Origin of the sequence: Stutzerimonas stutzeri, assembly GCF_051028275.1 — a bacterium.
GTDB classification, from domain to species: domain Bacteria; phylum Pseudomonadota; class Gammaproteobacteria; order Pseudomonadales; family Pseudomonadaceae; genus Stutzerimonas; species Stutzerimonas stutzeri_AS.
In genome coordinates this window covers 811,017-825,498 of sequence record NZ_CP069269.1, presented here as the reverse complement: position 1 = coordinate 825,498, position 14,482 = coordinate 811,017, and the positions used below count along the sequence as shown (strand labels likewise).

11 protein-coding genes are annotated in these 14,482 nt (G+C 59.0%); 2 read left to right on the top strand and 9 right to left on the bottom strand.

The annotated features are described in order from the left end of the window. Positions 1–5: 5 nt before the first annotated feature. Complete coding sequence (locus JQR87_RS03715; protein ID WP_407292465.1) at positions 6–1,061, bottom strand: DUF2333 family protein; 1,056 nt, start codon at positions 1,059–1,061, stop codon at positions 6–8. Positions 1,062–1,277: 216 nt separating this feature from the next. Here JQR87_RS03715 and JQR87_RS03710 point away from each other — a divergent pair, with 216 nt between their 5' ends. Together JQR87_RS03710 and JQR87_RS03705 are read left to right on the top strand one after the other, a co-directional pair. Beyond that, positions 1,278–2,891: a diguanylate cyclase gene (locus JQR87_RS03710; protein WP_407292466.1), complete on the top strand. Its 1,614-nt coding sequence runs from the start codon at positions 1,278–1,280 to the stop codon at positions 2,889–2,891. 47 nt (positions 2,892–2,938) lie between these two features. Further along, on the top strand, positions 2,939–4,903 hold the full coding sequence (locus JQR87_RS03705; protein WP_407292468.1) for a methyl-accepting chemotaxis protein: 1,965 nt from the start codon (positions 2,939–2,941) through the stop codon (positions 4,901–4,903). Between the two features lie 50 nt (positions 4,904–4,953). Here the strand turns inward: JQR87_RS03705 and JQR87_RS03700 are convergent, their stop codons facing one another. The 8 genes from JQR87_RS03700 to JQR87_RS03665 form a co-directional block, all read right to left on the bottom strand. Further along, positions 4,954–7,239 (bottom strand): YgiQ family radical SAM protein, encoded by a 2,286-nt coding sequence (locus tag JQR87_RS03700; RefSeq protein WP_407292469.1) that lies wholly within the window; start codon positions 7,237–7,239, stop codon positions 4,954–4,956. Between the two features lie 110 nt (positions 7,240–7,349). After that, positions 7,350–8,429, bottom strand: a complete 1,080-nt coding sequence (alr, locus tag JQR87_RS03695) for an alanine racemase (RefSeq protein ID WP_407292471.1) — start codon at positions 8,427–8,429, stop codon at positions 7,350–7,352. An 80-nt stretch (positions 8,430–8,509) separates the two neighbouring features. After that, positions 8,510–9,904, bottom strand: coding sequence for a replicative DNA helicase (gene dnaB, locus JQR87_RS03690; RefSeq protein ID WP_407292473.1), 1,395 nt, complete (start codon positions 9,902–9,904; stop codon positions 8,510–8,512). 110 nt (positions 9,905–10,014) lie between these two features. Then, on the bottom strand, positions 10,015–10,461 hold the full coding sequence (gene rplI / locus JQR87_RS03685; protein WP_222909458.1) for a 50S ribosomal protein L9: 447 nt from the start codon (positions 10,459–10,461) through the stop codon (positions 10,015–10,017). A 20-nt stretch (positions 10,462–10,481) separates the two neighbouring features. Beyond that, entirely contained in the window at positions 10,482–11,375 is an 894-nt protein-coding gene (locus tag JQR87_RS03680) for a hypothetical protein (RefSeq protein ID WP_407292477.1), read from the bottom strand. 34 nt (positions 11,376–11,409) lie between these two features. Further along, positions 11,410–11,640 carry a 30S ribosomal protein S18 gene (gene rpsR, locus JQR87_RS03675; RefSeq protein ID WP_019340128.1) on the bottom strand — a complete coding sequence of 77 codons (231 nt, stop codon included), beginning with the start codon at positions 11,638–11,640 and terminating at the stop codon, positions 11,410–11,412. Positions 11,641–11,668: 28 nt separating this feature from the next. After that, on the bottom strand, positions 11,669–12,091 hold the full coding sequence (gene rpsF, locus JQR87_RS03670) for a 30S ribosomal protein S6 (protein ID WP_407292479.1): 423 nt from the start codon (positions 12,089–12,091) through the stop codon (positions 11,669–11,671). 181 nt (positions 12,092–12,272) lie between these two features. Further along, positions 12,273–14,435, bottom strand: a complete 2,163-nt coding sequence (locus JQR87_RS03665) for a PAS domain-containing protein (RefSeq protein ID WP_407292482.1) — start codon at positions 14,433–14,435, stop codon at positions 12,273–12,275. Between the last annotated feature and the right edge of the window lie 47 nt (positions 14,436–14,482).

The following is a 14,482-nucleotide window of genomic DNA, read 5'->3' as shown; positions in this document are numbered from 1 at the left end:
GTCCATTACCCTTGCGACAGCAGATTGCGTAGATCGATAACAGCCGCGTTCGCGCGAGAAATATAGTTCGCCATCACCAGTGAATGGTTGGCCAGTACGCCGTAGCCGCTTCCATTGAGCACCATCGGGCTCCATAGCGGTTCCTGAGCAGCCTCGAGTTCGCGGATGATCTGCCTGACGCTGATCGCCGCATTCTTCTTCGCGAGCACATCGGCAAAATCCACTTCGATTGCGCGCAGTAGATGCGACAAAGCCCACGCTTGCCCGCGCGCCTCATAGAAGACGTTGTCGATCTGGAACCAGGACGTTTCGACGCGCTCCTCCTCGACCACCTGCCGCACACCTTCGCGCTCAAGCTCTGGCGCCACCTGTCCATCCAAGCGCACGCGACCAACACTCGCTGAAAGGCGCTGGGACAGTGAACCCAACCGAGTCCCGACGTCGCCCAGCCAATTGTTCAGGTTGTCCGCACGGGAGTAAAACTGAGCTTTTGCGGCCGGATCACTCAAGCGTGTCAGATAACGGTTGAGGTAGCGGATACCGTTACGGTATTCCGATTCGCTCGCCGGAAGGGCCCAACTGCGATTATCGAAATTGAACAGCGGTTCGGCTTTCGACAGGTCCGGATCCTCAGTCGACTGGGATTGCGAACGCGCAAAGTCCTTGCGAAGGGCGCGGCTGAGGTCGCGGACCTGGACGAGCACGCCATATTCCCAGCTGGGCATGTTGTCCAACCAAAGCCCGGGAGGCGCGACGTCATTGCTCAGATAGCCGCCTGGCTTGTCCAGCAACGTGCTGGCTACCTTTATTAAGGTTTCGACTGTCGTATAGCCGTTGACGATTTGCTGCTGCGATGCCTCGGCTGCTTGCCGGACATGCTGCTGTACAGGAAAACGGTCAGGTTCTGAGCTCCAGTACCACCCCACCAACAGAGCAACGAACAAGTAGAGCCCAAGCAACAGAGCGAGCCCCAGCAATAGCGGATTGCGATTCGTCCCATCCGCTCTGGCTGAATTTCCCGATGAGCCGAGGCGGCCGAAGCGATTCTTCCAATCCAACATAGGCGTCAGTCCTTCTCTTATACATCCAAAGATTTGATCGCCGGTCACGCAGAGCGTACGGCATGTGAACCACTATAACGCAGCCGGTCGAACGCAAGCCTCATAATGAGAACCAGAGCGCCTACGCGGAACCTTTGCGAAAGCCCGATAGGTGGTAGCATTGCGCCACCGCAGTGGCCTCTGGGAGCACTGCCGCAGCGGGCCAGGGAACCGGACATGTCGGACCAAGAAGAACTGAAACAGCACTTCGCACAACGGGTCATCCACCAGGCTCGGGAGGTGCTCGAGGTCTGGCAGCAACTCCAACGCAGCGAGTGGAACGAAGCTTGCCGGTCTGCGCTGGCTGATGCCAATCATCGTCTACGAAAATTCGCCGAGCGTTTTGACCAGCTCGAACATCGAGCGCTCGCGCTCGGCATCGAAGATTGCCTGGGCGATATCAGTGACAACCGCGGGCGATTGTCGAGCGACACCATCGCGACCCTCAGCCAGCTCATCTACCGGCTTGCCCGTACCGGCCTGCGGCACGGCGATCCCAGAGGGCAGTCCGCCTACGTCCCTCCTTTGAGCAAGCCCGTCTACATTGCGTTGGTAGACCATGAACGAGCCCAGCATGTGGTTCGCCAGCTCGAATTCTTCAGCATGAATGCACAGGCCTTTGCCAGTGATAGCGAGTTTCGGGCGGCAATGCATGAACGGCATCCGGCTGCGATCGTCATGGATGTCGATTTCAACGGACCTGGGGAGGGGTTGCTTCTCGCCGAACGTATTCAGCAAGGACTGGAAGAAAAGTTGCCGCTGATCTTTTTCAGTCATCAGGAAACTGACACGCCGATGCGACTGGCGGCCGTACGCGCCGGAGGGCTGGATTTCTTCACAGGCACTATCGACGCGTCGTGCCTTTTGGAAAAGATCGAAATTTTCACCCGCACCGCCCACTCTGAACCCTTTCGCGTCCTCATTATCGACGACTCGCGAGCTCAGGCGACGCACACCGAAAGGGTATTGAACAACGCGGGCATCATTACCCAGACGCTCAACGAACCGATCCAGGCGATCACTTATCTGGCAGAGTTCCAGCCGGACCTGATCATCCTCGATATGTATATGCCCGAGTGTATGGGCACCGAACTGGCCAAGGTGATTCGCCAGCACGAGCGTTATGTCAGCGTGCCCATCATCTATCTATCGGCCGAAGACGACCTGGACAAGCAACTCGACGCCATGAACGAAGGTGGCGATGATTTCCTGACCAAGCCGATCAAACCGAGTCACCTGATCGCAACTGTACGCACCCGCGCCGAGCGAGCCCGCAGCCTGAAAGCCCGGATCGTAAGAGACAGCCTGACCGGCCTGTACAACCACACCCATAGTCTGCAATTGCTCGAGGACGCCAGCTCACGTGCTCGTCGTGACGGACAACCGCTGTGCTTCGCCATGATCGATATCGACCATTTCAAAAAGGTCAACGACACCTATGGTCACCCGATGGGCGATCGGGTGATCAAGAGCCTCGCTCTGTTTCTCAAGCAACGCTTGCGCAAGACCGACCATATCGGCCGCTACGGTGGGGAGGAATTTGCGGTAGTCATGCCCGACACCACTGTGCAAAACGCTGCGAAGGTTCTGAACGATATCCGCGAGCGCTTTGCTGAAATTCGCTATCCGGCACAGCCAGTCGACCTGACCTGTACCTTCAGTTGCGGGATCGCCGAGCTAACGCCCAACGCAGACACCAAACTGCTGACTCAGCAGGCGGACGAGGCGTTATATATTGCCAAACACGCTGGTCGGAATCGCGTGAAAACGTTACGGCCGTCACAGGACTGACATCAAACCGCCATATCTTTTAGCCTCCAGAACCCCCGGAGGCGAGGATGCGCCTGAAGTCCATTACCACGCTGAACACCGTACTGCTCGTCGGCATCTGCTTCGCTCTGGGCGCAACGCTCTGGTGGTCCGAGCGGGCATTGCAGCGTCCATACCAGCTGATGGGACAGTACCTGAGCCTTTCCCAGCGCTTCCAGCAGCATGTCGCCAGCGATATTCAGGCCTACCTGAGCGGTGGCGACACCGTGCGCCACAAGGCTGCCCTGACTGAACTCGAGGGGCTTGCAGCAGACGTGAGCGCCCTGCCCGGCCCGTTTGGCAACCGTCTGCAGCCGAGCCTGGAGCAACTTCACCAATTCGTCGAGACTGAGTTGCTCGCTGCAGGCAAGCTGGCTGGCGACCCGCAGGGCCTGCTATTGCAGGCTGAACGCGAAATAGCAGGGTCGCTGGAGCAACTGCATCGCTATGCAGACCAAGGTCAGCGCGAAGCGGCAGCCCAATACCAGCGGCCCCTGTTCGAAGCGAGCCGGCAGCTACTTCGCCTTAGCCACGCAAGGGCCAAGCTCACCGCGAGCGGCGAGGGCGAGCTGGCGACCGAGGTGGAGCAAGCGCTGCAAGCGATAGCAAAGGAGGCCAAAAAGCTCGACGCGCTGCCTCTCCTCGGCGTTGCGAGTGAGCAAAAATCCGGTGCGAGCACTTTCGCGGCGTTATTGGATCTCGACGAGCAAGCCCCAGCGCAGCCTGCAGAAGATCAAGGCATTGCCCTCAAGCGCGACCTGTCCAGCCTCCTTACGCGTTATCCGGGGGAGCTGCAGCGCACACAAGGGCTGATCGAGCAACGCTTGGCACTCAAAGACAGTACCGAGCAGAAAGTAGCCACCCTACAAACGGCACTCGACGACCTTGAGCCGGAGATTCGCGCGGAACATGGCCGTATTCAGTTCGAGGTCCGGGTGATCCAGGGCTCCATCATCGGATTGATTCTGTTGGTCGCACTCGCGATTGATCGACTCCAGCGCCAGCTCACGCGCTCGCTGGGGCAGTTGGCCCCGGCGCTTTCAGCCTGGGCGGGCGGCGATTTTGAAAAGCCCGTCGATCTCCGCTCCCGGACGCCGGAACTGAGTGAAATCGGCGCATCGCTCAATCAGCTACGCAGCTACCTGCTCACACTTGTCGGCACGCTGCGCCAGCATGCGCAGGAGGTGACTGGAAACAGCCAGAGCCTAGCGGACTTGAGCAATGACCTGCACCGAGGCGCCAGCCGTCAAAGCAACGACACAGCTCAGATTCGGGACGCCCTCGGGGAACTGGAAGCCACCATCCAAAACGTCGCCACCAGTGCAGACCAGACGGCGGAGGCCGGGCGTGCTGCGGGGCAAGCGGTCACTCAGGGACAGGAGGTCATCGGTAGAAGCCTGACCGGCCTGCATGGCTTGGTTAGCGAAGTGCAGAGCAACGCCTTGGCAGTTGAACGCCTGGCTGACGAAACCGCGACCATCGGTAAGGTGCTGACCGTCATCCGCTCGATCGCAGAACAGACCAACCTGCTGGCGCTGAATGCCGCGATCGAGGCCGCAAGGGCTGGCGCGCAAGGTCGTGGGTTTGCCGTCGTCGCTGATGAGGTACGTACCCTGGCGCAACGCACCAGTGGCGCAACCGAAGAGATTCAATCACTGATCGGCAGCTTGCAGACGGCGGCACATCAATCGGTGCAAGCCATGCGCGTTCAGGTCGTTCACGCCGAAGAGACAGCTCAACTGGCCGAGACGGCAGATTCCGCGCTAAACCAGATCGTGGCGACCATCGGTTCCATCGAGCAAATGGCTGCACAAATTGCACAGGCCACCGCCCAGCAAAGCGAAGCCGTCAGCGAAATCCGGGGTCACAGCGAACGCATCCATCAGCTCGGCGATAGCAACTTGAATCACATCAGCCGCGGACGCAAACAGAGCGAACAGATGTTGCACCTGGCCAGCGAGCTGAACCAGGCGACTTTGGCGTTCAAAGGCTGACCGTAGCCCTACAACAAAGCTGGCGCCTCAGGGCAGGCGCCAGTTAGCAGTCAGCGAGGGACCGCAGGACGCTGGGAAGGCTTACGTCCCTTACCAGCAGGCTTGCCTCCACCGGTCGCAGCCTTACGCCGCGCTTCAGCTGCCGCCTTGGCTTCCTCACGCTTGTCCCATGCATTGCCATCGTGGCTACGCGGCGGTAATCCATTGTGCTGGGTCAGAATCGTGCCTCCCTTGCCAGCCTTCTTGCTGCCCGCCGGGGTCGAGTTCTTGCGACGGGCGCTTTGATAGCCCTCTGTCGCCGGTTGGTGCGCCGGGATCAGCTGATTTTTCCCATTGCCTATCAGGTCGGCGCGACCCATGCGCTGCAAGGCTTCTCGAAGCATCGGCCAGCCCTTGGGGTCGTGATATCGCAGAAAGGCCTTATGTAGGCGACGCTGTTCCTCGCTCTTGACGATGGGTACACCTTCGCTTTTGTAGGTGACCTTGCGCAGCGGGTTCTTGCCGCTGTGGTACATCGCCGTGGCGCTCGCCATAGGGGACGGATAGAACGCCTGGACCTGATCGGCACGGAAACCATTGGCTTTCAGCCACAGCGCGAGGTTCATCATGTCCTCGTCGGTGGTGCCTGGGTGCGCGGCAATAAAATAGGGGATCAGGTACTGCTCCTTGCCCGCCTCCTTTGAATACTTGTCGAACATCCGCTTGAACTTGTCGTAGCTGCCAATCCCCGGCTTCATCATCTTGTCCAGCGGGCCACGCTCGGTATGCTCTGGCGCGATTTTCAGATAGCCGCCAACGTGATGGGTCACCAATTCCTTCACATACTCGGGCGACTCGACAGCCAGGTCGTAACGCAGCCCGGATGCGATCAGGATTTTCTTCACCCCAGGCAAGGCACGTGCTTTGCGGTAGAGCTCGATCAGCGAACTGTGGTCGGTGTTGAGGTTTTCGCAGATCCCTGGGTAAACGCACGACGGCTTGCGGCAATGCATTTCGATTTCGGGGCTTTTGCAGGCGATGCGATACATGTTGGCAGTCGGCCCACCAAGGTCCGACACCACGCCGGTGAAGCCCGGCAGCTTTTTCATCTCTTCGATCTCGTTCAGGATCGATTCGTGCGAGCGGTTCTGAATGATCCGGCCTTCGTGCTCGGTGATGGAGCAGAAGGTACAGCCACCGAAGCACCCGCGCATGATGTTTACCGAGAAGCGAATCATGTCGTAGGCGGGAATCTTCTCGCCTCCATAGGATGGATGCGGCACGCGTGCGTACGGCGAGGCGAACACGTAGTCCATCTCTTCAGTAGTCAACGGGATCGGCGGCGGGTTCAGCCAGATATCATGGTCGCCGTGACGCTGCACCAACGCGCGCGCGTTCCCTGGATTGGTTTCCAGGTGCAGCACGCGATTGGCATGAGCATACAGCGCCGGATCGTTACGAACCTTCTCGAACGAGGGCAGACGGATCACGGTCCGGTCTCGCTCGATTTTCGGGCTGGGAAGAAGCTGGACGACTTTGGCCTCGTTCGGATCTTCAACCGGCCCTTTTTCCTGCTCGATCGCGCAGGCCTGCAGATCCTGCGTGTTCACATAGGGGTTGATGATCTTGTCGACCTTGCCCGGACGGTCGATACGGGTTGAATCGAGCTCAAACCAGCCCTCCGGCGCGTCACGGCGAATAAAAGCAGTGCCGCGCACATCGGTAATTTGGTCAACTGCCTCGCCGCGTGCCAGACGCTGCGCCACCTCGACGATAGCTCGCTCAGCATTGCCATAAAGCAGAATGTCAGCTGTGGCGTCCATCAGAATCGAGCGACGCACCTTGTCCTGCCAGTAGTCATAGTGAGCGATGCGGCGCAACGATGCCTCGATGCCGCCGAGCACAACCGGGGTGTCCGTATACGCTTCCTTGCAGCGCTGGCTGTAAACCAGGCTCGCTCGATCAGGGCGCTTTCCGGCCTGTCCGCCTGGGGTGTAGGCATCGTCCGAACGAATCTTGCGGTCAGCCGTGTAGCGATTGATCATGGAATCCATGTTGCCCGCAGCGATGCCAAAGAACAGATTGGGCTGGCCAAGCTTCACGAAGTCGTCTTTGCTCTGCCAGTTTGGCTGGCTGATGATGCCGACGCGGAATCCCTGAGCTTCGAGCAAGCGCCCGATGATTGCCATGCCGAATGACGGGTGATCGACATAGGCGTCCCCCGTCACGATGATGACATCGCACGAATCCCAGCCGAGCTGATCCATCTCCTCCCTGCTCATCGGCAGGAACGGCGCAGGACCGAAACATTCGGCCCAGTACTTGGGATAGTCGAACAGAGGCTTGGCTGCGTGCATGGCTAGAAACCGGGGCAACGAAAACGGGCGCGGAATATAGCACAAAAAATGATCAGGAAGGCCGACCACGTTGGTCGGCTTTTACGACCCTTACACAAGCTGAACGGCGTTCAACCGTTGATATAACGCCGAGGTACCCGCTGCGTAACCTTGGTCAACAGCTCATAGCCGATGGTGCCGCAGGCCTTCGCCAGGTCATCGATTGGAATCTCGTTGCCCCACAATTCCACCGCATCGCCGAGGCTCGCTCCCGACAGATTGGTGATGTCGACCGTGAGCATGTCCATCGAGACCCGGCCAGCCAGAGGGGCTCGCTGTCCGCGAATCGCGACGCAGCTTCCGGGCGGCGCCGAACGCGGATACCCGTCGGCATAACCACAGCTGACCGTGGCGATACGCGAAGGCCGCTCGGCAACCCAACTCGCGCCATAACCCACAGTGTCACCTGCCGGAACCTCGCGAATCGCAATAATCGAAGCGGTCAGCGCCATGACGGGTTTGAGGCCCAGCGTTGCAGCGCTCAGCTCGGCGAAAGGCGAGGCACCATAGAGCATGATCCCGGGACGCAGCCAATCCATGTGCGCGGCAGGCATGGTCAATACAGCGGCGGAATTGGCGAATGAGCGTTTATCGAATTCAAGATCGAGCAAACCGGTGAACTGCTCGAGCTGTGCCTCGTTTAGCGAATGACCCCGCTCGTCGGCACAGGCGAAATGGCTCATCAGATTTAGCTCAGCAACCTGCTTCGCGCCCTGCAGACGAGCATAGGCACCGCGCAACGCATCGGGGCTGAAGCCTAAGCGGTGCATACCAGAGTCAAGCTTTAGCCACAGATTCAGAGGCCTCTCGATTGTTGCAGCCAGCAGCGCGTCCAGCTGAGCTTCGCCTTGAACTGCTACGTCTAACCCAAGCGCGGCCGCTACGACATATTCGCTCGGCTCGAAACAGCCCTCGAGCAGCAGCAGCCTCGTGTTCGCGTCGACGGACCGGACCTGCTCCGCCTCTTCCAGCGACGCCACGGCGAAGCCGTCAGCCAACCCTTGAAGACACTCAACTGCCATGGCCGCACCGTGCCCATACGCATTGGCTTTGACAACCGCAAAGGCTTTGCGCCCCGGAGCACATTGCTTGGCCAGCTGATAATTGTGACGAAGCGCAGCAAGATCGACCGTAGCAACCAGGGGGCGCATGGAAAACCCTTCATTACAGGAGTGATCCGCTATTGTCCGGCGCTTTCGTTCAGGCCTGCAAGCGGCTGGGCTGCGACGGGTTACTCGTCATCAAACTGGTAACTGCCAGGCGCCAGGTTTTCGAAGCGCGAGTATTTGCCCAGGAACGCCAGTCGAGTAGTTCCGATCGGACCATTACGCTGCTTGCCGATGATAATTTCGGCCACGCCCTTGTATTCGGTTTCGGGGTGATACACCTCGTCCCGGTAGACAAACATAATGATGTCGGCGTCCTGCTCAATGGCCCCGGACTCACGAAGGTCCGAGTTGACTGGCCGCTTGTTGGGGCGCTGCTCCAGGGAGCGGTTGAGCTGCGACAGTGCGATCACCGGGCAGTTGAATTCCTTGGCCAGACCTTTCAGCGAGCGGGAAATCTCGGAGATTTCGTTCGTCCGGTTATCACCACTGGAACCAGGAATCTGCATCAGCTGCAGGTAGTCGACCATGATCATGCCGATCTCGCCATGCTCTCGCGCCAGACGTCGTGTGCGCGCGCGCATCTCCGATGGCGAGATACCTGCTGTATCGTCGATGAAAAGCTTTCGGTCGTTGAGCAGATTTACGGCCGAAGTCAGTCGCGGCCAGTCGTCGTCACTGAGCTTACCCGTCCGCACCTTGGTCTGGTCGATGCGCCCCAATGAGGCGAGCATACGAATGACGATGGAGTCGGCAGGCATCTCGAGCGAGAACACCAGGATCGCCTTGTCGGAACGCAGCACGGCGTTCTCCACTAGGTTCATCGCGAAAGTTGTCTTACCCATCGATGGACGGCCGGCCACGATGATCAGGTCGGCTGCCTGCAAGCCGCTGGTGGCCTCGTCCAGATCGGTAAAGCCAGTCGAAAGACCGGTAATCGCCTCACCAGCGTTGAACAGCGAGTCGATTCGGTCGATCGCCTTGACCAGGATGTCATTGATGCCGACCGGCCCGCCTGTCTTGGGCCGTGCCTCGGCGATCTGGAAGATCAACCGCTCGGCTTCGTCAAGGATTTCTTCGCCTGTGCGGCCCTGCGGCGCGTAGGCACTGTCAGCAATCTCGTTACTGATACCGATCAGCTGGCGCAACGTGGCCCGCTCACGAATGATCTGAGCGTAGGCCTTGATGTTCGCAACCGAGGGGGTGTTCTTGGCAAGCTCGCCCAGATAAGCCAGCCCGCCGACCTGCGGCAGATGACCTTCTTTGTCCAGCTGTTCGGATAGCGTCACCACATCGAATGGCGAGTTACGCTCGGCGAGGGTAAAGATTGCGCGGAAGATGAGTCGGTGATCGTGGCGATAGAAGTCCCCATCCGATACCTGATCCAGTACGCGCTCCCACGCATTGTTGTCCAGCATCAAGCCGCCCAGCACGGCCTGTTCGGCCTCGATGGAATGTGGCGGCACCTTGAGCGCTGCGGTTTCCAGGTCGTACTGCTGGGGCACACTGATGTCGTTCATGGCTCTCGGAATTCTTTGGCATTCAGAAAAACAAAGGGCACGCTCCACTCGCGTGGAAACGTGCCCGATGGTAACCGTCAGGCACCAGAGGTGCCAGACGATAGCCGGTATCAGCCAGCGATCACGATCAGCTTAACGGTCGCTTCAACGTCGGTGTGCAGGTGCACGGCAACGTCGTATTCACCAACCTGACGGATGGTGCCGTTCGGCAGACGGATTTCGCTCTTCGCTACTTCAACGCCAGAGGCAGTCAGAGCGTCAGCGATGTCGTGAGTACCGATGGAACCGAACAGCTTGCCCTCATCCCCTGCGGTAGCAGTGATGGTGACTTCCAGTTCAGCCAGCTGAGCAGCGCGAGTTTCGGCAGAAGCCTTACGCTCGGCAGCAGCTTTTTCAAGATCAGCGCGGCGAGCTTCGAACTCAGCAATGTTGGCCGGAGTCGCTGCAGTAGCTTTGCGCTGCGGCAGCAGGTAGTTGCGGCCGTAACCAGACTTGACGTTTACCTTGTCGCCCAGGTTGCCCAGGTTAGCGACTTTTTCTAGCAGGATGACTTCCATTTGAGTCTTACCTCTTTAACTTAACCTTCACCGTTCGCAGGTCCCGCATCGTCATCACGAGATGCCCGACCGCGAAAATCAAACAAGCTGTCGACAATGGCCACAACGGCCAGTAACGGATAAATCAATTGCATGAACAGCACCAGCGTGACGTAGAGCCCCACCAGCCAAAACCGTGACATCCGGTTCTTTGCGACCAGCCCGTGCACCAGTGCAATACCCGCAAACACCAGCGGAACACTGCACAATGGGGCCAGCATAGCCACCTGCACCCCGAGACTAGGTCCCACCAGCATGCCCAGCAGCAACACCATCGCAGGCAACAGCGAAAAGCGCAGCGACCGGAACTCGAGACCAAAGCCGCCAGGGTTGTACAGCAATGCCTGCCAGTACCGCCCGAGCATCAGACTGAGCACCGTAGTGATCTGCAGTAGCCCTGCCAACAAACCGGTCAACACCGGTGCCAGCAACGCTCCCAACCGTGTTTGCTCCTCAACCGAAAGCTGCTGATAAGCGTCCGACAGCATGTCGGGTAGCACTTTCTGCAATTCGGTAGCGAGAGCCGCGATTGGCTCGCCAAAAACCACTCCTAGCGCCCACGCATACAACACGCCGAGCCCTACGCTGCACAACATCACACGAGGCCAGCCGCCCTGATTGCGCAACAACAGCGCTAACCCGAACGACCCCAGCAACACCAGTAGCGTCCGCGGGTCTCCGAAGTACCACCAGACCAGGGCGGGCAACAGAGCCCACACCAAAACGCCCAGCGCGTCATTCAACCCGCGACGTAGCAACACCAGGCTTCCGGCCGCAGCAGACAGCCAAAACAACATAGGCAGCGCTGCAGAGCCAGCCACTACAACAATCGCCTGCATACGGCCGCGCATGATGAACTCAGCCAAGGCGCGCATGCGATTTATCCTTTACGTCTGTCTAACAGTTCGATTAACGGCCGTGGCTGTCGGTGTAGGGCAGCAGGGCCAGGAAACGGGCGCGCTTGATAGCGGTAGCCAGCTGGCGCTGATAGCGTGCTTTGGTTCCGGTGATACGGCTAGGAACGATCTTGCCGGTTTCGGAAATATAGGCTTTCAGCGTGTTGAGATCCTTGTAGTCGATCTCTTTCACGTTTTCTGCAGTGAAACGGCAGAACTTACGACGACGGAAAAAACGTGCCATGAAATAGGCTCCTCAATAGATCCGTGGATTACTCGTCAGCGTTGTGGTCGCGGCTGTCGCTGTCACTGTCGTTGTCATTGACAGAGTCAGATTCAGGGCGATCACGACGCTCACGGCGCTCGCTACGGTTTTCCTCAGCCTTCAGCATCTCGGACTGTTCAGTCACGGCTTCGTCGCGACGGATGACCAGGTTACGGATGACGGCGTCGTTGTAGCGGAAGTTGTCTTCCAGCTCTGCCAGTGCCTTGCCGCTGCACTCAACGTTCAGCATCACATAATGAGCCTTGTGAACGTTGTTGATGGCATAAGCCAACTGACGGCGACCCCAGTCTTCCAGACGATGAATCTTGCCACCGTCTTCTTCGATCAGCTTGGTATAACGCTCCACCATGCCGCCAACCTGCTCGCTCTGGTCGGGGTGGACCAGAAAGATGATTTCGTAATGACGCATTGTTGCTCCTTACGGGTTGCAGCCTGCCGCACAACGCGGATCAGGCAAGGAGTGAATCAGTTATGTTGACTTGCCAGCCAGAGAGGCGCGCAAACACCTGCCATCCGGGCAAGGGGCGCAATTCTAGAGAAGCCGGGACATCCACGCAAGGCGGTTTGGTGAATATTTAACCAGCTAGCGACTAACCTCGCCCTGCGATCGTCCGCTCGGCCTGAATGCTGTCGAGCAACGATCTCACTTGGTGGATATCGTAGGGTTTGAGCATCGTGCGCAGGTCGTCGAGCCCTACATCGCGCGCATCAACCGCATAGCCCGAGGCGATCACTACACTCAAGTGCGCATCACGCGCCCGGGCCTGCCGCACCAGGTCGATCCCACTCATGCCAGCGAGACCCACGTCGGTCAGCAATACATCAAAGTGGCGTGTCGAAAGCTGCTCGAGCGCCGACTCGGCCGATTCACACAGGCTCACCTCGTGGCCAAGTTCCTCCATCACTTCGCCAGTAAGCATTCGCAGCGTCGGGTCGTCCTCGACGAACAGGATTTTCAGCCCTGACGGCACCGCTACGCCCGTTTGTTCGTCCGAAAGCGAGCCCGGATGCTGTGCAGGCAGCGAGCCGGCACGAGCACCCTCTTCCCCCAGCGCAACACGGCTCGGCAAATAGACTCGCACCGATGTGCCCTCGCCTTCGCTGCTTTCCAGCACCACAAATCCACCGCTCTGCTTGACGAAGCCGTAAACCATACTCAAACCGAGGCCGGACGCGTTCGTGTCCTTGCGCGTGGTAAAGAACGGTTCGAACGCGCGCTCGAGCGTCTCCGGGCGCATCCCCTCCCCTTCATCGATAACGGAGAGTTCGACGTACGGGCCAACCTCGGCTCCAGGCCGCCCGGCTAGCTGCGCTTCATTGAGCGTTTGGTTACGCAAGCGCAGGGAAAGAGAACCGCCATTTACCATGGCATCACGCGCGTTCACGGCCAGGTTGAGGATGGCTGCCTGCAGGTTGCCCACATCGGCGAATACAGGCCAAAGGTTTGGTTCGACGTCAACCTCAACCTGCACTGCGCGCCCCAGGGCTCCATTGAGCAACTCACTCATCTGCCCGAGCAGGTCGCCGATATCGACTGACTGGGGCTGCAAGGGCTGGCGACTGGCGAAAGCCAACAGTTGCGACGCCAGACGAGCACCCTTTTCTACCCCTCCGACTGCGGACTCGAGCCGCCTCTGGGCCGTCTCATCCGCACTGAGATTACGACGCAACAGCTGCAGATTGCCGCCGATGATCTGCAACATGTTGTTGAAGTCATGCGCAATGCCACCGGTGAGCTTGCCGACGGCTTCGAGTTTTTGCGCCTGCATCAAAGCCGCCTGGGCGACGCGGCGCTCGGACTCACTGTCGAGCAGTTCGCGGGTACGCTCGCGAACAAGCTCCTCCAGTCGCTCCCGGTGCTCGCGTAACTCCTGCTGACTGCAATGCTGCTCGGTGACATCGCTACCGAGCACGAAGATCCCGGAGGCTCGTCCGTCTCGCTCGATGATCGGTTGAAAGACGAAGTCGACGTAGACCTCTTCTGGCTCGGCGTTCGGTCGGCGCTGCAACAACGCCCGCATGTCTCTGCCGATGTATGGCTCACCAGTGCGGTATACCTGATCGAGCAGGGCAATGAAGGCCTGCCCTTCCAACTCAGGCAGTCCCTCACGCACCGATTTTCCTATCAGGTTCCGGTGCCCGGTGAGCTGCTGGTAGGCTTCATTGACGAGTTCAAAAATGTGCTCTTCGCCTCGGAGAAAGCAGACAAAACCAGGCGCCTGCGCGAACAGCTGGCGCAGCTGATTGCCTTCGTCCTGGATAGATCGCGCACGTGAAATGATCGAGGCTTCGACTTGCTGCGTGGGCTGGCCAGACGATTCGGCCGAACGTACGGAGTCCTTGAGCGATTGCAGCTCAGAGATATCAACCGTGTGTTGGAGGATCGCACAGACCTCACCATGCTCGTCGAGCAATGGCGTGTGGGTTGCGCTCCAGTACCGATCCTCGTAAGCGGCGCCACCGCCGGAATTGATCTCGATCGAATAGCGAATCACCGGCAAGGTGTCTACGGTCTTGTTGCGCAGGACTCTACCAAACGATTCAAGCAGTTCTTCGACGTGAGTCGACTCCGGATATTGGGGGTCGGCCGCGAATGCTTCCTGAATACGGCGGCCGGCAATCTCCTCGAGACTGCGCGCAGTGAGTTTCAGGTAGGCTGCATTCGCATCCAGGATTACCAGATTGCTGTCGAGCAGCAGATAGGCATTTGGCGAAACCCTGAACAGAGCCTCGAAAGACGGGCGTTGCGACATACCACCTCCATGATGCGAGCCTGGCGCTGGCCGCGATCAAACGCCGG